The organism is Aureimonas sp. AU12, from assembly GCF_001463705.1.
Classification (GTDB): Bacteria; Pseudomonadota; Alphaproteobacteria; order Rhizobiales; family Rhizobiaceae; genus Aureimonas.
In genome coordinates, this window is the sequence record NZ_BBWH01000027.1 from 33,948 (window position 1) to 55,445 (window position 21,498).

Below are 21,498 nucleotides of genomic sequence, written 5' to 3' on the forward strand. Positions count from 1 at the left end.
ACGTCAGGCGGCGGCTTTGGTCGTCCCGCGTGCGTTGACGATGGCGGCGAGACGGCGGGCGATCGCGAGGCTGTCCGCGCGCTCGCCGTCGAAGCGGTGGGGCAGTTCGAGGATCATCGTGGTGCCCGGCAGCACGTCGAGATCGGCCGCGACCGCCTCGAACGGGATGTCGCCCCAGCCGAGAGGCAGGTGCAGGTCGCCGATGCCGAGCGCGGCCGCCTCGCTCACGTGATGGAAGTGCTTCTGCGTATATGGCCGGCCGAAATTGTCGTGGAGGTGCACGTGCCCGGCGACGGAGGAGAAGGCGCGGACCTCCTCGCGCCAGTCGAACCCGGCGCGCGTGCCCTCGATATAGGCGTGGCCGATGTCGACGAGCCCGATGAGCGAGGGGTGGGCGACAGTGCGCACGGTTTCGCCGATCTCGGCTGGCGTCTGGCGATATTCGCCGTCCTCGGTGCCGAAGATGTTCTCGAGGGCGATGCGCACGCCGCAGGCCTCGGCGACATCCGCCATCTCGCGCAGCGCCTCGCGCTCCATCCGGTCGAGCGCCTCGCGCCGCGACCGGGGGCCGAGCACGGCCTTGCCGCCGTGATGGACGAGGACGCCCGCGCCGATCCGCCGGCAAAGCTCCAGCATCGATCGCACCACCGCCTTCTGCGGTTCCAGATGCGCAGCGTCCATGAAGTTCGAGACGATCTGGCCGTGCACGGTGTAGCGCAGCGGCACGCGGGCGCAGATCGCCTCGAGCTGGCGGGCGCGAGCTTCGACGATGCGCCCGCCCGCGATGACGTCGTAGCCGTAGAGCGAAAGCTCGGCGACATCCGCGCTAAGGTCGGCGACGCGCCGCAGCGAGGCTTCGAGCGCCGAGAAATCGCCGGAGCCGGCATCGACGGAGAAGCCGACGGCCTGGATGCGGGGTGGGGTCATGGAATGTGTCCTCGATGAGCGGTTCGGCTCAGGCGGCCTGGGGAATGCGGCGGTCGGCGGGCTGGATGCGCCGTCCGGTCTCGGCGTCGAAGGCGTGGAGGTGCTGGGCGGGCAGGAGGAGCCCGATCGGGTCGCCGGTGCGCACGAGCGCCTCGGGCGGCACCACGGTGGCGAAGGCGATGCCGCCGAACTCGGCATAGACGACGCGCGAGGCGCCGAGCTCCTCGATGAAGTCGACGTTCGCGTCGAGGCTGCCGGGCGCCCCCGGACGCGTCAGCACGACATGCTCGGGACGGATGCCGAAGGCGACGCGGCCGGCGCCGAAGCCGACACGCATGCCCGGCGCCAGCGCCAGCTGCCGGCCGCAGGCGAGGCGGAAGGCGTCGCCGGGCTCCAGCGTGCCGTCCATCAGGTTCATCGGCGGGGCGCCGATGAAGGAGGCGACGAAGCGCGTCGCCGGCCGGTCGTAGACCTCGGCGGGCGTGCCGACCTGCTCGATCCGGCCGGCGCGCATGACTACGAGCCGGTCGGCCAGCGTCATCGCCTCGACCTGGTCGTGCGTGACGAAGACCGAGGTCGTACCGAGGCGCCGGTGCAGGCGGCGGATTTCGGCGCGCATGCCAACGCGCAGGATCGCGTCGAGATTGGAGAGCGGCTCGTCGAAGAGGAAGATCTTCGGCTCGCGGATCATCGCCCGGCCCATCGCCACGCGCTGGCGCTGGCCGCCCGACAGCGCGGCGGGCTTGCGGTCGAGCGTGTCGGAGAGCCCGACCGTAGCGGCCACCGCCTCGACGCGCCGGCGGCGCTCGGCCTTCGAGACACCCGCCACCTTCAGCGCGTAGCCGATGTTCTCGGCGACGCTCATATGCGGGTAGAGCGCGTAGTTCTGGAACACCATGGCGCAGCCGCGCTCGCGCGGCTCCAGCTTGTTGACGATTTGGGTCCCGATGGCGATCTCGCCGGAGGTGATCGCCTCCAGCCCAGCGATCATTCGCAAGAGAGTGGACTTGCCGCAGCCGGAGGGCCCGAGGATCACGACGAACTCGCCGCTCTCGATCTCGAGGTCGACGCCATGGACGACGGCCGACTTGGCGTAGGACTTGGCGACCTGGCGGATGGAAATGGCGGACATGGGGCTGGCCCTACTTGTCGGTGGCGCTGAGGCCGCGAACGAACCAGCGCTGCATGAGGATGATGACGAGGAGCGGCGGCGCCATCACGATGAGCGTGCCGGCCATCGCGACGTTCCAGTCCGGCAGGCCGAACTCGGAGGGGATCAGCTCCTTGAGCTGTGTCGTAGCGGTGCCGAAGGCGGGGTCGGTGGTGACGAGGAGGGGCCAGAGATACTGGTTCCAGGCCCAGACAAACATGATGGTGCCAAGCGCGGCCATCGTCGGGCGCGAGATCGGCAGCAGCACCTCGAAGAAGAAGCGCACCGGGCCCGACCCGTCCATCTTCGCCGCTTCCGCCAGTTCGTCGGGCAGGGTGAGGAAGAACTGGCGGTAGAGGAACGTGCCGGTGGCCGTGGCGACCAGCGGCAGGGCCAAACCCGTATAGGAGTTGAGAAGGCCCCAGTTCAGCTTGACCTGGAGTCCGGTAAGCACGGCGATCAGGCTCGTCAGTCCGGTGACGTCGAGAATGGCCTGGAACGGCTGGAGCGCGTTGGCGGCCACCGCGTAGGTCGGCACGATGCGAACCTCGAGCGGCAGCATCAGCGTGACGAACACCGCCCAGAAGATGAGAATGCGGCCGGGGAAGCGGAAGTAGACGATGGCGAAGGCGGCCATGGTCGAGAAGGCCACCTTGCCGATGGCGACGGCGCTGGCGAAGACGAGGCTGTTGAAGAGCTTCGAGCCGAGATGGGCGCGCGTCCAGGCCTCGTGGATGTTGTCGAGGAAGTGGGGTCCCGGCGTGATCGGCAGGGGCACCTGGTTGACCGCCCGGATGTCCTGCGTGGCCGCCAGAAGCACCACCGCGAAGGGCAGCAAGGCGACGAGAAGGCCGATGAACAGGACGATCTGGCAGATCGCGTCGAAGACGGGGGTGCGCTCGATCATGCCGGTCTCACTTGTAATGCACGCGCCGCTCGATGAAGCGGAACTGGACGATGGTGAGGCCGACGACGAGGAGCATGAGGATCACGCTCTGCGCGGCGGCTCCCGAGTAGTCGAGGCCCTTGAACCCGTCGAAATAGAGTTTGTAGACCATCAGTTCGGTCGCCCGTGCAGGGCCGCCGAGAGTCATGATGTCGACGATGCCGAAACTGTCCTGGAAGCTCTCGGTGATGTTGATGATCAGCAGGAAAAACAGCGTCGGCATGAGGAGCGGCAGCTGGATGTCGCGCATGCGGCGCAGCGGCCCCGAACCATCCATGGCCGCCGCTTCGGTCAGCGTCGCGGGAATGGACTGGAGGGCGGCGAGGAAGAAGATGAAGTTGTAGCCGACATACTTCCAGGAGAAGGCGAGGATCACCGAGATCATCGCGTCCGTGCCGTCGAGCGCCGGGTTCCAGGCGCCGGGCCAGATCCGGTTGATGTTGGCGAGAAGGCCGGCTTCCGGCGCCATGATGAAGCGGAAGGCGAGACCGATGGCGGGCGCGGCGATCGCGTAGGGCCAGATCAGCACCGACTTGTAGATCCGGCTGCCGGCGAGCTCGCGGTCGGTCAGCAGCGCCAGAACGAGCGCGAAGCCCATGGCGATGCTCGTCGAGCCCAGGCCGAAGACGAGGCTGCGCCCGATCGAGTTCCAGTAGACGGGATCGGCGAGGAGGCGCTCGAAATTCTGGAAGCCGACGAACGTGTTGCCGCCGCCCCAGGGCTGTTCGAGCGTGAAGGCCCAGAACAGGGCTTGGCCCGCCGGCCAGTAGAAGAACACGAAGATGAGGAGAAGGATCGGCGCGGCGAACATCAGGCCGATGCCGGTCGAGCCGAAGGTGGCGCGTTTTTCCATGGAGATTGCCCGTCGTGCCAGTGATGTCGCCCCGGAGCGCGTGTGTGCGCTCCGGGGCGACGAAGGGTCGGCTTGAACCGTCGGACGGTTACGGCAGGGTCTTGCCGGCGTAGGTCTGCTCGAACCGGCGCAGGATCGCGTTGCCGCGAGTCGCGGCCTCGTCGAGCGAGGTCTGGATGTCGGCATTCTCGATGAAGATCGCCTGGAGGCCGTTCGAGATCTCCTGGCGGACCTGCAGCAGGCCGCCGAGGCGCTGGCCGCGCGTCACCGGGGTCGGCGGCGTGAAGGTCAGGCTCTGGATGGCGAGCTCGCGGCCCTTGTAGGGCGCCTTGTCGTAGAAGCCTTCGCCGTTCAGGTAGTCGAAGCCGGACTGGCGCACCGGGATGTAGCCGGTGACGGTGGACCAGGTGAGCGCTTCTTCCGGCTTGGCGATGAAGTTGTAGAAGGCCGCGGCCGCCTTGTACTCGGCATCCGACTTGCCGGCGATCGTCCAGAGCGAGGCGCCGCCGACGAGCGAGTTCCGGCGCTCGGTGCCCTCGTAGACCGGGAGCATCGCGACGTCCCAGTTCATCCCTTCCTTCGCGGTGCGGCCGATATTGCCGTGATCGCCGACGGAGGTCAGGATCGTCTGGCAGTCGCCGGCGGCGAAGGCCTCGACGAAGGTCTGGCCGGTCTCCTTGGACTTCAGGCGTGCCTCGCCGGCATCGTACCAGCCCTTGAGGTCGCGCACGAACTGGACCCACTTGCCCTTGTTGAAGACCATTTCGGCGCCGAGGCCGTCATAGCCGTTGTTCATCGTGGCGTTGGGCTCGCCGTGGACGGCGAGGAACTGCTCCTCGAGCTGCCAGACCTCATCGCGCGAGATGTTGAAGCCGAGCGGGCATTCGTAGCCGGCGGCCTTCAGCGCCTTGAAGTCGGCGGAGGCCTCTTCCCAGGTGGCCGGGCCGTGGTCCTTGCCGATCTTGGCGTAGGCATCCTTGTTCCAGTAGAGGAGCGCGGTCGAGGAGTTGAAGGGGAAGGAGTACATCTCTCCCTTCGAGGTCGCGTAATAGCTCTTGATGCCCGAGACGTAGTCGTCCCAGTTCACGTCGTAGCCATTGTCCTTCATCAGCTTGTTGGCCGGGTAGAAGGCGCCCGAGAGCATGATGTCGAGCGTGCCGGCATCGGAGACCTGCGCGATCGTCGGCTGCTGGCCGGCGCGGAAGGCCGCGATCGTGTTCTGCAGCGAGGCGTCGTAGGAGCCTTGGCTGGTACAGACGATCTGGTAGTCGCTCTGACTGGCGTTGAAGCGGTCGCACTGCTCCTGCACGCGCTTGGAGATGTCGCCGCTGTTGCCGTACCAGAAGTCGATCTTGACCGGTGCCGCGAGGGCGGGAGCGGCCAGGGTGGCGGCGAGCGCAAGCGTGCTCACCGCGCCAAGGATCTTCGTCAGCATGAAAGCCTGTCCCGAAAAGAGAAATCGCCATCCCTCGTTCCGGGATGTCGGGACGGGCCAATAGGAGACGCGTCGGCGCCTGTACAATGAAGTTTGGATGACAGGTGGCTGCGTCGATATTTCTACCGTCGTCCAATAAGACAGCAAGCGATAGAGATCTGTACAGTCTTTCCAAAGTCGTTGAATCGTCATCTGAGCGACATGCGAAGCGCGTAGGCGCTGGCCGCGTCGTGCCCCGACGCGGAGGCCCTCCTTCGTCGGCTCTCTCCCGCGCACAGTCTTTCCACACCGCTCAGCGAGCCCGCCATGCCCCCTACGTCCGCGATCCAGCGATCCTTCTCCGAAGCGCCGCGAACCGTTTCCGCCGTCCTCTCGCTCGCCAATCCCGACGTGCTGGTGATCGCCCATCGCGGTGTCTGGGATATGGCCCCCGAAAATTCGCTGGCGGCGATCCGCGCGGCGATCGCGCTCGGCCTGGATATGGTGGAGATCGACGCCCGCCTCTCGCGCGACGGGACACCGGTGGTGATCCACGACGCGACGCTCGATCGCACCACCGACCGGACCGGGGCAGTTGAGGCGTTCGACCTTGCCTCGCTGAAGGAGGCCCGGCTGCGCCAGGCGGAGGGCGGTGCCGACGCAGCCCTGACTGCCGAGTGCATCCCGACGCTTGCCGAAGCGCTGGAGGAGGCGCGCGGTCGCATTCTCGTCAACATCGACACCAAGCGGGACGAGGACCTCGCGGCGATCTCGGCGGTGGCGCTCGATCTCGGGCTCGGCGAGGGCGTCCTGATCAAGGCTGCGGTCGACCCGGCGAGTGCGGCGGCGCTGGATCGCGATCACCTCGCCTTCGGCCCGCTGCCGTTCATGCCGCTTCTGACCGCCCGAGAGGGCCGGTTCGCTGACGACATTGCCCGCTTGGCGCCGCTGCGCCCGATGATGGTGGAATGCAACGCCGAGGGCATCGCGGCGCTGGCGGAAGGGCGCGAGGCGCTCAAGGCGGGCGGGATCCGCCTCTGGGTCAACTCGCTTGACTGTTCCCATATCGCGGGCTTCTCCGACACCAAAGCGCTCCCGGATCCGCAGGCGGTCTGGGGTGCGCTTCTGGAGGCCGGCGTCACCGCCATCCAGACCGACCGGGCGAACGAACTCGTCGCGTTCCTCGTCGCGGTCGGGCGGCGCCAGGCATGAGCACGCCCCACGATCTCGCCGCCCGCCGCGAGGCCGCGATCGCGGTCGTCGAGGAGGCCGCGCGCGAGGCTCTCGCCGTGTTCGAACAGCGCGCGACCCTCGCAGTCGACGCCAAGCGACCGCAGGACTTCGTCTCCAGCGCCGATCTCGCCATCGAAGCGCTGGTGCGCCGGCGGCTGGCGGAGCGCTTTCCCGGCGAGGCGGTGGTGGGCGAGGAGGAGGGGGGTGAGGCCGGCCCGGCCTACTGGATCGTCGATCCCATCGACGGCACCTCGAACTTCCTCGCGGGCTCGCCGCTCTGGGGCGTGTCGCTCGGCTACGTCGTCGACGACGTTCCGATCGTCGGGGCGGTCGCCGCGCCGGTTCTCGGCGAACTCTTCGCGGCGGCCGACGGGCTCGGCATCCTGCGCAACGGCCAGCCGTTCACCCGTCCCGCGCCGCTGGCGGACCTTCGCCTCGTCTCGATGGGCGACAGCATGGACGACGACCTCGACGCGAGCCTTGTCCTCCACGGCTGGCTGCGACGGGCCGGCTGGGTGGTCGAGGCGTTCCATTCGACGTCGGTGTCGATGCTGTTCGCCGCCACCGGGCGCTTCGACGGGCATATCCAACCGGTCACCACGATGTGGGACATTGCCGGCGGCGCCGCGATCTGCCGCGAGGCCGGGCTCGACGTCAGGATCCGCCGGAACGCGGATGGCGGCTATGGCATTTGGGCGGGCACGCCGGCCCTTCATGCCTGCATCGGCTGAACGGGCGTGACATGTTTCGTCGAACGCTGAAGAACGATGCGCTCCCGGCGATCCCGTTTTCGGAAGGGCTGGGAGCGCAGATCGTTCGAGAGGCGGCGCCGGTCAGGAGGCCGCGTCGTCGGCCTTCATCTGACCGGCCGTGCCGTCCTTCGTGCCGCGGTCGTGGCCCTTATCGGCGATGATGCCCTTGGCCTCGTCGAGGGAGATGTTGTGCTTGGCGGCGAGCTCCTCGGCTTCGAGGTCCGGTGCTTCTTGGGCCGCGCTGTTCGGGGTGTTGGACATGTGATCTCCCATAGCTAATGAGAGACAACGCCTGGGCCAGGCGTTGGTGCCGCGATCCCCGGCGCAAGTCGGTGTGAGGATGGGCCATGGCCGGATCCGCTGCGTCGGAACGCCGTGACGCAGGGCGGGAACCCGCGAACGGGCTCGGCGATTGGCCGGTGAAGCCAACGGAGCCCACCGATGATCTACATCGTCGCCAACGCCTTCGCCATTCTGGCAGCCACCCTCGCCGGGCTTGTCCTCGGTGCCCTGTGGTGGCGGGTCTTCGGCGATCGGACGGTGCCGTCCGCCGCTTCTCTTCCCTTCGTCATCGTCTCCTTCGTCGCCGAGTTCTGGCTCGCCTCGATCCTCGCGGGCGCCCTGATCCTGGCGCCGCCGCAGGCCGGCCTCTGGGTGATGACGATCGCCACCCCCATCGTCATCTGGATCGGCTTCGTGCTTCCCGCCTTCGTCGTCGCTCTCGGTCGGCGCCGGACATCGATCGGGTCGATCGCCGTCGAGACCGGCCATTGGCTCGGCGTCATGCTACTGCAGGCGATCGTCCTGCAGGCGATCGGGCTGATCAATCCCGCAGGCTGACGGGCAAGGAAGGGCCGCTCGTCGTTTCAGCCGACCGCGAAGCGCCGCCGGTACTCGTTGGGGCTGAGGCCTGTCTGCCGCAGGAAGATCTTGCGGAAGGCGGAGGCGTCGCCGTAGCCGACGTCCCAGGCGATCTGCTCGACCGGACGGCGCGTCAGCTCCAGGTCCTCGCGCGCCCTCGCGATGCGGATCGCCTGCGCATATTCGGTCGGCCGCAGCCCCGAGGCCTTCTTGAAGCGCCGCAGGAAGGTACGCTCCTCCAGCCCTGCCAGCGCAAGAAGGCTTGCCAGGGCATGATCCCTGGCGTGGGTCGCATGCAGCCAGTGCTGCACCTTGAGGATCGCGGCGTCGCCATGGTCGAGGCGCGGCACGAAGCGGCCGAAGGGCTTCTGCTCGCGTCCCGGCGGATCGATGAGGAGAAAACGCGCGGTGTCCAGCATCGCGGAGGGGCCGAGCAGGCGTTCCACGAGCGTCAGGCCGAGATCCGTCCAGGCGAGGATGCCCCCGGCGGTGATGATGTCGCCCTCGTCGATCACCATGCGGTCGGCATCGACCCGCACCGCCGGAAAGCGGGCGGCGAGTTCGGCGGCGAAGAACCAGTGCGTCGTGGCGCGCCGCCCTTCCAGCAGCCCGGTCCGTCCGAGCACGAAAGCGCCGGCGCAGACCGAGCAGAGCGTGGTGCCGCCGGCATGCGCTTCGGTCAGCCAGCGCACGCCGGCGTCGATCGCTCGGATCTCGCCGGGCACGACGAGGCTCGGCGGAATGATGACATGCGACAGGCGGTGCGGGGCGCCCGGATGGCTGTCGAAGACGCAGGCCGGCTCACCCTCCTCGTCCACGCGCCAGTGCGACACCCGGATCACGCGGCGCTCACGGCCGGCCCCCGCCGCGATCATGGAGCCGGATATATGGAAGAGGTCGGTCAGTCCATGAACGGCGGACAGCTGCGCGTCGGGATAGATCAGCAGTCCGATTTCGGAGACGATGCTGCTGTTGGACATGGTTTGTCGGTTCCGCCTCGGTCAATGTCGGTTTCGCCAGTCCCGGCGCTGCCTGGCAAGGCCTATATCGGTCTCCGCGAGCGACAGCCAATCCGCTCCGCGAGAACCGCAAGGGAAACCGTCCATGACCACGTTCCGCAATGCCACCATCGCCCTCGCCGCCGTCCTCTTCGCCTCCGCCGCCATGGCCGCGCCCGCCTTCGCCGAGGCCAGGAACATCGTGCTGGTCCACGGCGCGCTCGTCGACGGCTCGGGCTGGCGCGGCGTCTACGACATCCTCAAGCGTGACGGCTATCATGTCAGCATCGTTCAGCAGCCGCTGACCGGGCTCGATCAGGACGTCGCCGCGACCAAGCGGGTGCTCGAGCGCCAGGACGGCGATACGGTGCTCGTCGGCCATTCCTACGGCGGCACGATCATCACCGCGGCCGGCGACGACCCGAAGGTGAAGGCGCTCGTCTACGTGGCGGCGCTGCAGCCGGAGAAGGGCGAGACGACCGGTGGGCTCGTCCAGTCGATGCCCTCGCCCTCCAACGACATCAAGCCGACGCCGGACGGCTTCCTCTTCCTCGACCCCGCCAAGTTCGCCGCCGATTTCGGCGCCGACCTGCCGAAGGACCAGGTCGAGTTCATGGCGAACGCGCAGATGCCGGTGGCGGTCGCCGCCTTCACGGCGCCGGTGCCGGTGGCCTCCTGGCACGACAAGCCCAGCTACGGCATCGTCGCCAGGAACGACATGACGCTGAGCCCCGACCTCCAGCGCTCGATGTACAAGCGCTCCGGCGCCAAGGTGACCGAGATCGCCGGCAGCCACGCGCTCTACATCTCGCAGGCCGAGGCCGTCGCCAAGGTGATCGAGGAGGCCGCCAAGGCCGTGAAGTAAGAGCCTGCAGAGCGGGGGCGGCTGGCGACGGTTGCCCCCACGCTCCGTCAGGGCATCAACTGGTCAGGCAGCATGAGGTGTGGCGCACGTCCTCGCGGACCTTGCTGACCGCGCCGAGCCGCTCGGTCGCCTGCGCCTGCGCCTGCCGACTGCCGCGAAGGCTCGCCGGCCGGAGCCCGCAAGGTGAGGCGCCGCCGCCTGATCGCCGTCCCGAACGCGTCAGACGCGTGGACGGCAGGCTTGTTCAGCGGCGTTCCGAAGGGAGTTTTGGACACACCATTGGAGGCCGCACAGGCGTCGTGTGAGGGCCGAGGCCGGCATATTGCCTTCAGCGTGGCGGAGATGCCGACGCGCCGTTATGAGCGTATGCTTTTCGGACAGCGCTTCGGCGAACTTCGAGAGGCGAGAGGCGAGAGGCGAAGGCCGGCGTCAGTTGGATGCGTGATGCGTTGCGGACCCAATGGCACCGCCGGTCGACTAGACGCGCCGAACACCGTCTGCGTCGCCGCCAAGGAGCGCCGGTCCGAGCGGTCTTTCCGGTGCGGTAGCCTGCGACAAGCGGGACCGACCGCGACGGTGCGCCGCGGCGACCGACCGGCCGTCGCCGCGTTTCCTTCCGTGCAACACGGGGACCACCGATGACCAACGACACCGCCATTCAAGCCCGCCGCCGCGAGATCGCCGCCGAGCATGTCCTGTTCAAGCTGATCGAATATGTCGAGGCCCGCCAGCCTGGGCTACTCGACTTCATCGAGGGCAGCCTCGATCATCTCGGCGATCCCGCCCGCGACGAGACCAAGGACGACGAGGCCGTGCGGGCCATCGCCCGCAAGATGGTGGCGGGCGCCCGCCGCGAAGGGGCCGACCGGCCGAAGGGCTGAGACGACGGCCTGGTTCTGCCGGTCGACGAAGATGATCGCGGCCGGCACTTTCTGACGAGCACGGGCGGTACTGTCACGGTGGCCCGCCCTCGGTCCGCGAGCGATCCGCGTCGGGATCGATCTCGCCCATCGTCGTGACATACGAAGGCGACTGCCGCCTTGCCGCAGGTTCGGCCTCCTTGACACTTTCGTGATGGGCCCTCTGTTCATCGACAGCATCCCGCGTGATCGAGGACTTTGAATTTTGGATATCGCAGCCCCGCAGACGAGGTTCGCCATGGACGTCTCCGAAGCCGAGGGCACGGCGATCACGGACAGTGCGCCGGCGGTCGTCCTGGCGCCGGCCGAGGCGTTTCCGATGATCGATCTGCGGGCCAAGGGCGAACCGTGGGAGCGCCGTCGTGCCATCGGCAAGCAGTTGCGCGCCAAGGTGCCCCATGCCGTCCACGCCGAACCCGTGCCGATGGACGGGCGCCCCGATCCCGTGGATCTGATCGAGCGATCCAATCTCGGGCGACAGTCGCGCCTGATCCCGCTTCGCATGGCGCGCATGGCGGAATCGCCCTTCGCCTTCCTGCGGGGTGCCGCCAGCGTCATGGCCCACGACCTCTCGCGAACGCCGCGCAGCGGCATCAACGTCGTGATGAACGGCGACGCGCATATCAGCAATTTCGGCCTCTTCGGCACGCCGCAGCGCGACGTCGTGCTCGATCTCAACGACTTCGACGAGGTGACGATCGGCCCTTGGGAATGGGACCTGAAGCGCCTCGTCGCCAGCCTTAACGTCGTGGCGCGTGAGCAGGGCGTCAGCCGCAGCGAGCGCCGGAGGATCGTCGGCAGCTGCGTCGCGGGCTATCGCCGCTCCATGCTGGATCTCGCGCCGCGCGGACCGATCGACGTCTGGCATCGCGCCGCACGCGCCGACAAGCTCGATTTCAACGGCATCGAGATCGACCAGGATTCGCAGCTGGCGCTGCGCAAGGCCGTCGAGAAGGCCCGCCGGCGCGACAATGCCGCGTTGCTGGAGAAGGTCGGCGAACGTCAGGTCGATGGCGGCTGGCGCTTCCGGCTGGATCCACCCATCCTCACGGCCGTCGACGAGGCGACGCGCGAGGCGGTGATATCCGGGCTGGAGCACTATGCCGAGTCCCTGCCGCGCGAGCGCCGCTTCATGCTCAGCCGCTATCACGTCGTCGACGTGGTGCACCGTGTGGTCGGCGTCGGCAGCGTCGGGACAAGAGCGTATCTGGCGCTCCTGTTCGGCAATTCCGATCAGGACGCGCTGTTCCTGCAGGTGAAGGAGGCGATCGCCCCCTCGCATGCGCCCTTCGTTCCCGCGCTGCCCGATCCTTACGGCTCGCATGACGGGGCGCGCGTCGTCTACGGTCAGCGGCTGCTGCAGGCGGTCGGCGATCCGCTGCTCGGCTGGACGACGATCGACGACCGGCCGTTCTACGTGCGCCAGATGAAGAACATGAAGGGCGAGATCCCGCATTCCCTGCTGAGCGGGCGCTCCCTGGTCTTCTTCGCCTTCGGCTATGGCGCCCTGCTGGCGCGCGCTCACGCCCGAACCGGCGATGCCGCAGCGATCGCAGGCTATTGCGGCGGCGTCGAAAGCCATGGGTTCGACAACGCGCTGGCCGACTGGGCAGAAGGCTACGGCGACCAGAACGCGCTCGACCACCAGGCCCTCGTCGATGCGATCGCCCGCAATGGGGCATCCGACGCGTCGGCGTAGCTTGAGGGCAGCATTCGATCTGAAGCCGGGTGGGGGATGGCCGGCCGGTCGCGAGGACGGGCGGCCGTGTCATCCGGAAGGATGGCCCGGGCGGGCGTTCGCGATCGTGGCGGGCGACGGGCACCCGTCGGGCGTCACACAGTCGTCTTGAGCCGTTGCCGGCGGAAACGTGTGGTCTTTGTTTCGATCCGCGATAGGCACGACGCTTACAAACCTCGAGTTTTGCGAGCGTTTGCGTCATGCACGACCGATCGGAACGGGGGCGGTTTGCCCCGTTCCGATCGTGCTTCTCGCTCGGCGTCGGATCAGAAAGGCGAGTCGGGGTAGTAGAAGTCCTTGGCGTTGCTCGCCTCGATCAGGTGCGAGGGGATCGTGGTGGTGGCGGGGAGGGCCTCGCCCTTGAGGCGGGCTTCCGCCGTCAGCTTGATCGCGTCGTAGATGAACTTCGGCGAATAGCTGACATCGGCCTGAATGCGCGGGTCCGTCTTGTCGAGGATGGTCTTGACCATGTCCTTCGAGCCGGCGCCGCCGAAGATGATCTTGACGTCCTTGCGGCCGGCCTGGTCGATCGCCTTGATCGCGCCCACCGCCATGTCGTCGTCGGCGGCCCAGATCGCGTCGATCTCCTTGAACCGGGTCAGGTAGTCCTGCGTGACCTTATAGGCGTCGTCGCGGTTCCAGTTGGCATACTTGGCGTCGAGGAGCTTGATGTCGGGATGCTCCTTGAGGACGGCGTTGAAAGCGTCCATGCGCTCGTTGTCGAGCGTCGTGGGAATGCCGCGGAGCGCCACGACGTTGCCCTTGCCGTTCAGCGTCTTGGCGATGTACTCGGCGGGGATGCGGCCGAAGGCGGTGTTGTCGCCGGCGACATAGGCGTCCTGCGCCTTGGTGTCGGTGAGACCGCGATCCACCACGGTCACGTAGGCGCCCTCGCGCTTCACGTTGGCGACCGGGCGCGTCAGCGCGGCCGACTCGAAGGGGAACACCACGAGCGCGTTGATCCGGTTGACGGTGGTCAGGTCCTGAAGCTGGTTGGCCTGCTCGGTGGCGTTGGGCGCGGTGCGGATGGTGATCTTCAGATCGGGATGGGCCGCTTCCAGATCCTTCTTGGCCTCGTTGGCCCAGAAGTTGATGCCGCCCATGAAACTATGGGTCGCGGCCGGGATCGACACCCCGAGACGGACGGTCTCGGCGGCACTGCCCGGCAGCGTCGAGGCCAGAACGAGGCCGGCGGCGGCGAGCACGGTGCGCCTGTTGAGAATTGGCATGGTCTTCCTCCCTGATGGGCGTCCCTAGCGGCGCCCTTTTTGCATGTACGCGACGGCGATGATGACGAAGCCCTGCACGGCGGCGTTGAGATAGACGCTGATGAGGTTCGTCAGGTTGAGGATGTTGCCGATCACCGACAGAAGGATCGCGCCGACCAGCGTGCCGACGATGCTGCCGTGGCCGCCCTTCAGGGCCGCGCCGCCGACGATGACGGAGGCGATCGCCTCGAGCTCCCAGAGGAGGCCGGTCGTCGGCGAAGCCGAGCCGAGGCGCGGCACGTAGAGCAGAGTAGCGATGCCGACGCAGATGCCGAGCAGCATGTAGGTGAGGATCTTGACGCCCTCGACGTCGACGGCCGCATAGCGCGCCACCGCCTCGTTGGAGCCGATGGCCTGGACCCGGCGCCCGAAGGCGGTCTTGTTCAGGATCACCGCGCCCACCAGTGCGACGGCGAAGAAGACGTAGACGGGAATCGGGATGCCGGCGAGCTTGGCGTAGTAGACGGGCGCGTAGACGTCGGCGAGCTCGTTCTGCAGCGTCAGGGCGCCGCCGTCGGCGAAATAGGTAAGATAGGCCCGGAAGATCCCGAGCGTCCCGAGCGTGACGATGAACGGCTCGATCCGGCCACGCGCGATCAGCACGCCGTGCAGCAGGCCGAACAGCGCGCCGAGCCCGATCGAGAGACCGGCCCCGCAGATCACCGCCAGGAGCGGCGAGCCGAAGGCGCCGCCGGCCCAGTTGATGAACATGATGACGCAGCCGGCGATCAGCGCGGCCATGGAGCCGACCGACAGGTCGATGCCGCCGAGAATGATGACGAAGCACATGCCCACCGCGATGATGCCGATGAAGGCGGTGCGCGTCAGCACGTTCAGGGCGTTCTCGACCGTCGCGAAATCCTCGTTCAATCCGGTCCCGAGGAGGCAGAGGAGGACGAGGCCGACGATCGGGCCGACGCTCGCCAGCCGGTCGGCCCACGGCGTGCCGCCGGTCAGCGCGCGTTGAGAGCCCGCCTTCGGACGGTCCGGGCCGGGCGCCGCTTCAGGTTGCAGCATCGTTGGTTCCCGTCGCATGGGCGATCATCGCCTCCTCCGTCATCTCGTGTTCCCCGACGATCGCGACGAGGCGACCATTGCGCATCACGGCCACGCGGTGGGCCAGCCCGATCAGTTCGATCAGTTCCGACGAGATCACCACGACCGCCAGTCCCTGGCGCGCGAGGGCCTGGATCAGGAAGTAGATGTCCCGCTTGGCGCCGACATCGACGCCGCGCGTCGGCTCGTCGAGCACCACGACCCGGGGATCGGGATGGAGGACCTTCGCCAGCGCCAGCTTCTGCTGGTTGCCGCCCGACAGGGACCCGGCGCGGGCGTTCGGCGCACCGCGAATGCCGAACTCGGTCACGGCCCGCTCGAGTGCTGTCTCCTCCGCGCCGGCATCGAGCCAAGGCCGGGCGTAGCGCTCCAGCGCCATCAGGGTAAGGTTCTGGCGCAAGGGGAAGCCGACATGCAGGCCTTTGCCTTTGCGATCCTCGCTGAGATAGGTCAGGCGATGGCGCGTCGCGTCGCGCGGGGAGCGGATGCGAACGCGCTGCCCGGCGACGGCGATGCTGCCGGTTGCCGGCCGGAGGCCGAGAATGCCCTCGAAGAGTTCGGTTCGGCCCGCGCCGACCAGCCCGGCAAAGCCGAGGATCTCGCCCGGCCGCACCGCAAAGGACACGTCCTCGGCCCAGCCGGGTACGGTGAAATGAGTGACCTCCAGCGCCGGCGCCGCGGTCGGCTCCGCCGCGATCTTCGGCGGGAAGAGATCGGAGACGTCCCGGCCCACCATCATCGTCGCCATGGCGTGGCGCGTCAGGGTCTCGGTCGGCGCGCGGCCGACGAAACGCCCGTCGCGCATCACCACGACCTCGTCGGTGATGCGCTCCACCTCGTCGAGCTTGTGGGAGATGTAGACGACGGTCACGCCCTCGCTGCGCAGGCGCCGGATGAGTGCGAAAAGGCGCGCCACCTCCGACGGCGTCAGCGTCGCGGTCGGTTCGTCCATGACGAGCAGGCGGGCGCGGCGCGACAGGGCACGGGCGATCTCGACGAGCTGCTTCTCGGCGACGATCAGGCGCCGCACCGGCGTGTCGGGATCGCGCCCCAGGCCGACCGCTTCGAGCGCCGCGCGCGTCTGCGCCCGCATGGCCGCCTCGTCGAGGAACAGGCCGCGGCGCTTCTCGTGCCCGAGAAAGATGTTGGCGGAGATCGAGAGGTCGTCGGCGAGATTGAACTCCTGGTGGATCAGGAGGATGCCCTTGGCTTCGGCGTCGCGCGGCCCCGAGAACTCCGCGGGTTCGCCATCGACGAGAACCCGTCCCTCGCTCGGCTTCTCGTAGCCGGCGAGGATCTTCATCAGCGTCGACTTGCCGGCGCCGTTCTCGCCGAGCAGGCCGTAGACCCGTCCGCGCTGCAGCTCGAACGAGACGCCGTGCAGGACCTCGACCGGTCCGAACCGCTTGACGATCTCATCGAAGGCGACCGAAAGGCCCGAAGCACCCTCTGCCGTCCCGTTGCCCGAACCATCCTTCACGGGCGATCCGCGCGCCGATGCGGCAACGCCCTGCAATCGAGGGTTACGCTCGGCAACCCCCTATCGCTCCCATGAAGGCGCCCCAGCCCGTCCACCATTCGTCATGCCCTCCCAGACACGGGCAAGCATAGCCACCGCTCATCCTCGCGGACAAGGCGTTACCGATCGTTCTGCACCCTTATCGGTCGATTTATCGGCTGCGGTTCGGCGTTCGGACGACGGGCATGGAAGATCTGGATGCGAAACTTCGGATTGTGCGGTCGATAGGGTCGAGCCCCGAACGGGCGAGGCGCTGGTGTCGGCCCCTGCCCATCACCTCGCGAACGTTCGCAGGCCAACGTCGGCGAGGCCTGAATCCGGACATGCAGAACGGCCGGCACAGGTGCGAAGACCCGTGCCGGCCGTTGGGTTCAGGCGTTGGTGGCCCCGGCGGACGCCCAGTCTCATGAAAGAGACGGGCCGTCCGGCCGACACGTCTCGTCAGGCCGCGCGATAGCGCTCCAGCCAATGCGCGTAGGGCGCGGGAAGGGTCCAGGCCGCCTTGTCGACGCCGAGTTCGATCGCCGCGCGGTAGGGCCAGTGCGGATCGGCCAGAAGCGGACGGCCGAGCGAGACGAGATCGACCTTGCCTTCACCGATCATCGCGTCGGCCTGCGCGGGCTGGCTGACGAACCAGCTCGTGGTCGCCGGCAGGCCGGTCTCGCGGCGCACGCGCTCGGCGATGGGAGCCATGAAGGCGGGGCCCCACGGGATGTTGGCCGTCGGCGTCGAGAAGCCGATGCTGACGTCGATGAAATCGAGGCCGCCCTGCTTGAAGCGCCGGACCATCTCGATCCCGTCCTCGAGATCGTCCGATCCGTCGAACTCGGTCACGCCGAAGCGCGCCGTCAGCGGAAGGTTCTCCGGCCAGACCTCGCGCACGGCCGCCAGGGTTTCGAGGAGGAAGCGGGCGCGACCGTCGAGACTGCCGCCATAGGCATCCTCGCGCTGGTTCGACCAAGTCGAGAAGAAGCTCTGCGCCAGATAGCCATGGGCGAAATGCAGCTCCAGCCATTCGAAGCCGGCGGCGCGGGCCCGGCGTGCGGCTGCCACGAAGTCGGCCTTCACCCGCTCGATGTCGGCGAGTTCCATGGCGCGCGGAACCTTCGGCAGGTTGCCGCCGAAGGCGACGGCCGAAGGCGCGATCGTGTCCCATCCGCGCGGATCGTCGGCGGCGATGTGGTCGTCGCCTTCCCACGGGCGGTTGGCGCTCGCCTTGCGGCCGGCATGTGCGATCTGGATGCCGGGCACGGCGCCCGCCGCCTTGATCGCCTTGACGGCGTGGCTCCAGGCCTCGCCCTGCTCGTCGGTCCAGATGCCGGCGCAGCCGGGCGTGATCCGGCCTTCCGGCGACACGGCGGTGGCCTCGGCGATGACCAGTCCGGCGCCGCCGCGCGCCAAGCCGGCGAGGTGGGTCCGGTGCCAGTCGTTGATGATGCCGTCATCCGCCGAATACTGGCACATGGGCGAGACGACGATGCGGTTTCGCAACTCCGCATCCTTCAACCGGAAGGGGGTGAACAAGGACGACATGGCTAGACTCCTGCAGATGCGCGGCGGAGAGATCCGCCTCAAATTCGATAGTTCGAAAATAGTCGAACATTGAGCCTTCGGCAAGGGCGTGCTACGCTGAAGCGTGCGTGCCATTCGCCATCCTCCGATCGAAGAGATCGCCCTGACGCAGGTGCTCTATGCGCTGAGCGATCCCGTGCGCCTCGGCGTCGTGCGCCAACTGGCGCGCGAGGGCGAGGCGACGTGCTCGGCGCTCGACCACGGACGCCCGAAATCGAGCATGTCGCATCATTTCCGGGTGCTGCGCGAAGCCGGCCTCGTGCGCACGCGCACCGATGGCGCGGCCCACATGAACGAACTGCGGCGGCGGGACATCGACGAGCGGTTTCCCGGCCTCCTGCAGGTGGTGCTGGCGGGCGGGCTCGGGGCGGCGGACCCGGACTGAGGTTCGGCCGGCGCTTGGCGGACCGGTTCGGCCGGTGAGGGGCTTGCCGGGTGACATGAGCCTGCGCCGCAGGTTGCCGGCAGCCATCTCTCTCCAAAGGCGAGCCGCGGATCGCTCCGCGACGATGGTTGCTGCTCCGAAAGCGGTGCTTGCTGTCCGGGCCGAACGCTGGTCTCAGTCGACGACGTCAATCGGCTCAGGCGTCTGGCGCAGTCCCTGGAACGACAACCGATGCCGGCAGCCGACGCGGCTTGGCGTTCGCGAGCGGCGTGACCAGGTCGATCAGGCGTCGAGAACCGCCTTCGGGTTCTCCGTGCGCATCCGGGGGGGCGGCGGCAACCTTGGTCCGAACCTCGGCGGGCGAAACCGACACCTCGCCCGCCGCCTCGCGAACCGCGTCGGCCACCGCGACGGCATGGTTTGCGACCTCGTAGAGGCCCATGAGTTCGCCGACTGTCCCACGGGCAAGCGGCCCGGCGACGTAGAGACCCGCGACGGGATCGCCGGCCTTGTCGAGCGTGCGCCCGTCGAGGGCGACGGCGAGGCCGAGGCCGACCTCGTCGAGACCGACCAGCCCGGCCTCGAACAGGCTGCGCAACGGTGCCCGCTCGACGACGCTGCGATGCGCGGGGCCGGTGGTGTTGACGACCACGTCGAAGAGCGCGGTGTGGATCGCGCCCGAGCCGCGTGGCCGCATCGCGACCTCGAGCCCGTCTGAGGTCGGCCGCGCCCCCTCGAGCGAGGCGGCGAGGGAGCGATAGCGGCCCTCGCGCGACCGGCGCTCCAGCACCGCCTCCACCTGCGGCGCGATGCGGAAGCGGTGAACGTCCCAGACGCTGCGCAGCCGGCGCACGACCTTGCGACGCTGCGAGACCGGCAGCGCCTGCCAGATCTCCGGTCCCTGGTTGCGCACGGCGTCGAGCACGAAATGCCAGCTGGCCCCGACGGCCTCCGCCGCCCGCACCGTGCGCCGGATCCGGCGCAGGAGGGCGAGGGCGCTCGTCTCCGGTGCGGTCGTGAAATCGCCGATCGGCTCCTGCGCCATTCCTGCATGGCCGCGCGAGCGAAGACCCTGCCGGGACAGGCTGGTGATCCCGCCGACATGTCCGCGCCCGTCCAGCGCGGCGACGACGTCGGCCGCCGTCAGGCCGTTGCCGACGATCAGCACCCGGTCCGTCGGCCGCACGGCGTCGAGGGCGCCAGCGACATAGACGTCGGGAATGAAGCCGGGCTGGCCGACGAGCGGTGCCAGCGCCTGCGGCACGGCCGGCGGCGGATGGGTGGTCGCGATCACGACGATGTCGGCGCCGAGCGTGCCGCCATCTTCGAGCCGGACGTCGAACCCACCGTCCCGCTGCCGAGAGATCGTTTCGGCGCGCTGGCGCTCATGGCGTATGGCGCCGGACCGCACCAGCGGCGCCATGCGCTCCGCCAGATAGCGTCCGAAGACGGCGCGGCGCGGATAGGCATCTCCGTTCGCGTCGAGCGCGTCGGCGCCGGGGAGGTCGGCGGTGGCGAGCCAGCGGGTGAAGTCCTCCAGATCATCCGAGAAGAGGCTCATCTTCGAGGCCGGGACGTTGATCCGGTGCGCGGCCTCCTGCGTCGAATACGCGAGGCCCGGCCCGATCTCCGGCCGCGGCTCGACGACGACGACGACGACATCGTCGGCGCCCGGCGCGCTTGCCAGACGATGGGCGACCACGGCCCCCGAACAGCCGCCGCCGACGATGACGACCGTCCTGCGGGCGGCGTCGCGCACCAGCGTCAAGACTGGCTGGCCCTCACGGCCGGCCGCCGGTCGCCGGCGATGGATTCGCCGAAGGGTCCGGTGTTGACGGAGCGGGCCTGCGAGGGCAGCGGCTGCGTCAGCGGCAGGTGCGGCAGCACGAGTTCGCCGAAGCGGTAGGCCTCTTCGAGATGCGGGTAGCCGGAGAGGATGAAGCTGTCGATGCCGAGGCGGCGATACTCGTCGATGCGCTCGGCGACGGTTTCGGCATCGCCCACGAGCGCCGTACCCGCGCCGCCGCGCACGAGGCCGACACCGGCCCACAGGTTGGGACTGACCTCCAGCTTGTCGCGCCGTCCGCCATGCAGGCTGCTCATGCGAGACTGGCCGACCGAATCCATGCGCGCGAAGACCTTCTGTGCGTCGGCGATGGTCTGGTCGTCGAGCCGGCTGATCAGCTCCTCGGCCGCCTCCCAAGCCTTGGCGTTGGTCTCGCGGACGATGACGTGCAGGCGGATGCCGAAGCTCACCGTGCGGCCACGGGCGTCGGCGAGGCGGCGGATGACGTCGAGCTTCTCGGCCACCTGCGCCGGGGGCTCGCCCCAAGTGAGATACTTGTCGACCTGCGCGGCGGCGACCTCATTGGCGGCCTCCGACGAGCCGCCGAAATAGAGCGGCGGGTGCGGCGTCTGCACCGGCGGGAAGAGCAGGCGCCCGTCCTCGATCTCGAAATGCTGTCCCTTGTAGGCCACGGTCTCGCCGGCCAGCACCGCCTTGTAGATATCGAGGAACTCGCGCGTCACCTCGTAGCGCTCGGCATGGCTGAGGAAGATGCCGTCGCCCTTGTTCTCGACGGGATCGCCGCCGGTGACGACGTTGATGAGCAGGCGCCCATGCGAGATGCGATCGAGCGTCGCGGTCATCCGGGCGGCGAGCGTCGGCGACTGGAGCCCGGGGCGCACGGCGACGAGGAAGCGCAACTGTTTGGTGAGCGGCACCAGCGCGGAGGCGACCACCCACGAGTCCTCGCAGCTTCGCCCGGTCGGCAGCAGCACGCCGTAATAGCCGAGACTGTCGGCGGCCTGCGCGACCTGCTGGAGATAGGGCAGGTCGACGGCCCGCCCGCCCTCGACCGTGCCGAGATAGCGGCTGTCCCCATGCGTCGGCAGGAACCAGAGGACGTTGAGCTTCTCAGGAATCTCGGTCGACATCGCGGTCCTCTTTCGAAGGGAAGCCATGCGGACGGCATCGAACCGCCCGATCGAGCGCCACTCTAGGCCGAGGGGGGCCGGACCGAAAAGATTATTCCACTATA

Annotated in this window: 20 protein-coding genes; 7 read left to right on the forward strand and 13 right to left on the reverse strand. The window is 68.4% G+C overall.

What is annotated here, in order from left to right:
* Window positions 1–3 precede the first annotated feature (3 nt).
* The 5 genes from AUL33_RS10855 to AUL33_RS10875 all read right to left on the reverse strand — a co-directional run bounded on the left by AUL33_RS10855 (window position 4) and on the right by AUL33_RS10875 (window position 5,311).
* Window positions 4–927, reverse strand: a complete 924-nt coding sequence (locus AUL33_RS10855; RefSeq protein WP_062207478.1) for a TIM barrel protein — start codon at window positions 925–927, stop codon at window positions 4–6.
* A gap of 28 nt (window positions 928–955) precedes the next feature.
* The gene (gene ugpC / locus AUL33_RS10860; protein WP_062207480.1) at window positions 956–2,059 is read right to left on the reverse strand and encodes a sn-glycerol-3-phosphate ABC transporter ATP-binding protein UgpC; all 1,104 of its coding nucleotides are present in this window, start codon (window positions 2,057–2,059) and stop codon (window positions 956–958) included.
* Between the two features lie 10 nt (window positions 2,060–2,069).
* A complete protein-coding gene (locus AUL33_RS10865) occupies window positions 2,070–2,984 on the reverse strand; it encodes an ABC transporter permease subunit (protein WP_062207482.1) in 915 nt (304 codons plus the stop codon).
* Between the two features lie 7 nt (window positions 2,985–2,991).
* Window positions 2,992–3,876, reverse strand: a complete 885-nt coding sequence (locus tag AUL33_RS10870) for a carbohydrate ABC transporter permease (protein WP_062207483.1) — start codon at window positions 3,874–3,876, stop codon at window positions 2,992–2,994.
* An 88-nt stretch (window positions 3,877–3,964) separates the two neighbouring features.
* Window positions 3,965–5,311, reverse strand: coding sequence for an extracellular solute-binding protein (locus AUL33_RS10875; protein ID WP_062207485.1), 1,347 nt, complete (start codon window positions 5,309–5,311; stop codon window positions 3,965–3,967).
* Between the two features lie 306 nt (window positions 5,312–5,617).
* Between AUL33_RS10875 and AUL33_RS10880 the strand changes: the two genes are divergently transcribed.
* Both AUL33_RS10880 and AUL33_RS10885 read left to right on the forward strand, forming a co-directional pair.
* Window positions 5,618–6,502: a glycerophosphodiester phosphodiesterase family protein gene (locus AUL33_RS10880; protein ID WP_062207487.1), complete on the forward strand. Its 885-nt coding sequence runs from the start codon at window positions 5,618–5,620 to the stop codon at window positions 6,500–6,502.
* The gene (locus AUL33_RS10885; RefSeq protein ID WP_062207489.1) at window positions 6,499–7,254 is read left to right on the forward strand and encodes an inositol monophosphatase family protein; all 756 of its coding nucleotides are present in this window, start codon (window positions 6,499–6,501) and stop codon (window positions 7,252–7,254) included. The genes AUL33_RS10880 and AUL33_RS10885 overlap by 4 nt, the downstream gene beginning before the upstream one ends.
* Window positions 7,255–7,356: 102 nt before the next feature.
* Here AUL33_RS10885 and AUL33_RS10890 read toward each other — a convergent pair whose 3' ends face one another.
* The gene (locus tag AUL33_RS10890) at window positions 7,357–7,536 is read right to left on the reverse strand and encodes a hypothetical protein (protein WP_062207491.1); all 180 of its coding nucleotides are present in this window, start codon (window positions 7,534–7,536) and stop codon (window positions 7,357–7,359) included.
* 180 nt (window positions 7,537–7,716) lie between these two features.
* Between AUL33_RS10890 and AUL33_RS10895 the strand changes: the two genes are divergently transcribed.
* On the forward strand, window positions 7,717–8,115 hold the full coding sequence (locus AUL33_RS10895) for a DUF1761 family protein (RefSeq protein WP_062207493.1): 399 nt from the start codon (window positions 7,717–7,719) through the stop codon (window positions 8,113–8,115).
* A gap of 26 nt (window positions 8,116–8,141) precedes the next feature.
* On the opposite strand, the gene AUL33_RS10900 is transcribed toward AUL33_RS10895, so the two are convergent.
* Window positions 8,142–9,116, reverse strand: a complete 975-nt coding sequence (locus tag AUL33_RS10900; protein WP_062207495.1) for a GlxA family transcriptional regulator — start codon at window positions 9,114–9,116, stop codon at window positions 8,142–8,144.
* 124 nt (window positions 9,117–9,240) lie between these two features.
* Between AUL33_RS10900 and AUL33_RS10905 the strand changes: the two genes are divergently transcribed.
* From AUL33_RS10905 to AUL33_RS10915, 3 genes are all read left to right on the forward strand, one after another.
* Complete coding sequence (locus tag AUL33_RS10905) at window positions 9,241–9,999, forward strand: alpha/beta fold hydrolase (protein ID WP_062207497.1); 759 nt, start codon at window positions 9,241–9,243, stop codon at window positions 9,997–9,999.
* A gap of 638 nt (window positions 10,000–10,637) precedes the next feature.
* Complete coding sequence (locus AUL33_RS10910) at window positions 10,638–10,880, forward strand: hypothetical protein (protein ID WP_062207499.1); 243 nt, start codon at window positions 10,638–10,640, stop codon at window positions 10,878–10,880.
* A gap of 277 nt (window positions 10,881–11,157) precedes the next feature.
* The gene (locus AUL33_RS10915) at window positions 11,158–12,618 is read left to right on the forward strand and encodes a DUF2252 domain-containing protein (RefSeq protein WP_062207501.1); all 1,461 of its coding nucleotides are present in this window, start codon (window positions 11,158–11,160) and stop codon (window positions 12,616–12,618) included.
* Window positions 12,619–12,923: 305 nt separating this feature from the next.
* Here AUL33_RS10915 and AUL33_RS10920 read toward each other — a convergent pair whose 3' ends face one another.
* The 4 genes from AUL33_RS10920 to AUL33_RS10935 all read right to left on the reverse strand — a co-directional run bounded on the left by AUL33_RS10920 (window position 12,924) and on the right by AUL33_RS10935 (window position 18,033).
* On the reverse strand, window positions 12,924–13,886 hold the full coding sequence (locus tag AUL33_RS10920; RefSeq protein WP_062207503.1) for a substrate-binding domain-containing protein: 963 nt from the start codon (window positions 13,884–13,886) through the stop codon (window positions 12,924–12,926).
* Window positions 13,887–13,910: 24 nt separating this feature from the next.
* Window positions 13,911–14,942: an ABC transporter permease gene (locus AUL33_RS10925; RefSeq protein ID WP_082652515.1), complete on the reverse strand. Its 1,032-nt coding sequence runs from the start codon at window positions 14,940–14,942 to the stop codon at window positions 13,911–13,913.
* Window positions 14,929–16,395, reverse strand: coding sequence for a sugar ABC transporter ATP-binding protein (locus AUL33_RS10930; protein WP_244492132.1), 1,467 nt, complete (start codon window positions 16,393–16,395; stop codon window positions 14,929–14,931). The genes AUL33_RS10925 and AUL33_RS10930 overlap by 14 nt, the downstream gene beginning before the upstream one ends.
* Before the next feature lie 546 nt (window positions 16,396–16,941).
* Window positions 16,942–18,033, reverse strand: a complete 1,092-nt coding sequence (locus AUL33_RS10935; RefSeq protein ID WP_062207505.1) for an NADH:flavin oxidoreductase/NADH oxidase — start codon at window positions 18,031–18,033, stop codon at window positions 16,942–16,944.
* A 103-nt stretch (window positions 18,034–18,136) separates the two neighbouring features.
* Between AUL33_RS10935 and AUL33_RS10940 the strand changes: the two genes are divergently transcribed.
* A complete protein-coding gene (locus AUL33_RS10940; protein WP_062207507.1) occupies window positions 18,137–18,457 on the forward strand; it encodes a helix-turn-helix transcriptional regulator in 321 nt (106 codons plus the stop codon).
* A gap of 196 nt (window positions 18,458–18,653) precedes the next feature.
* On the opposite strand, the gene AUL33_RS10945 is transcribed toward AUL33_RS10940, so the two are convergent.
* The gene (locus AUL33_RS10945; protein WP_244492134.1) at window positions 18,654–20,216 is read right to left on the reverse strand and encodes an FAD/NAD(P)-binding protein; all 1,563 of its coding nucleotides are present in this window, start codon (window positions 20,214–20,216) and stop codon (window positions 18,654–18,656) included.
* A gap of 5 nt (window positions 20,217–20,221) precedes the next feature.
* On the reverse strand, window positions 20,222–21,394 hold the full coding sequence (ssuD, locus tag AUL33_RS10950; RefSeq protein ID WP_062207509.1) for an FMNH2-dependent alkanesulfonate monooxygenase: 1,173 nt from the start codon (window positions 21,392–21,394) through the stop codon (window positions 20,222–20,224).
* Between the last annotated feature and the right edge of the window lie 104 nt (window positions 21,395–21,498).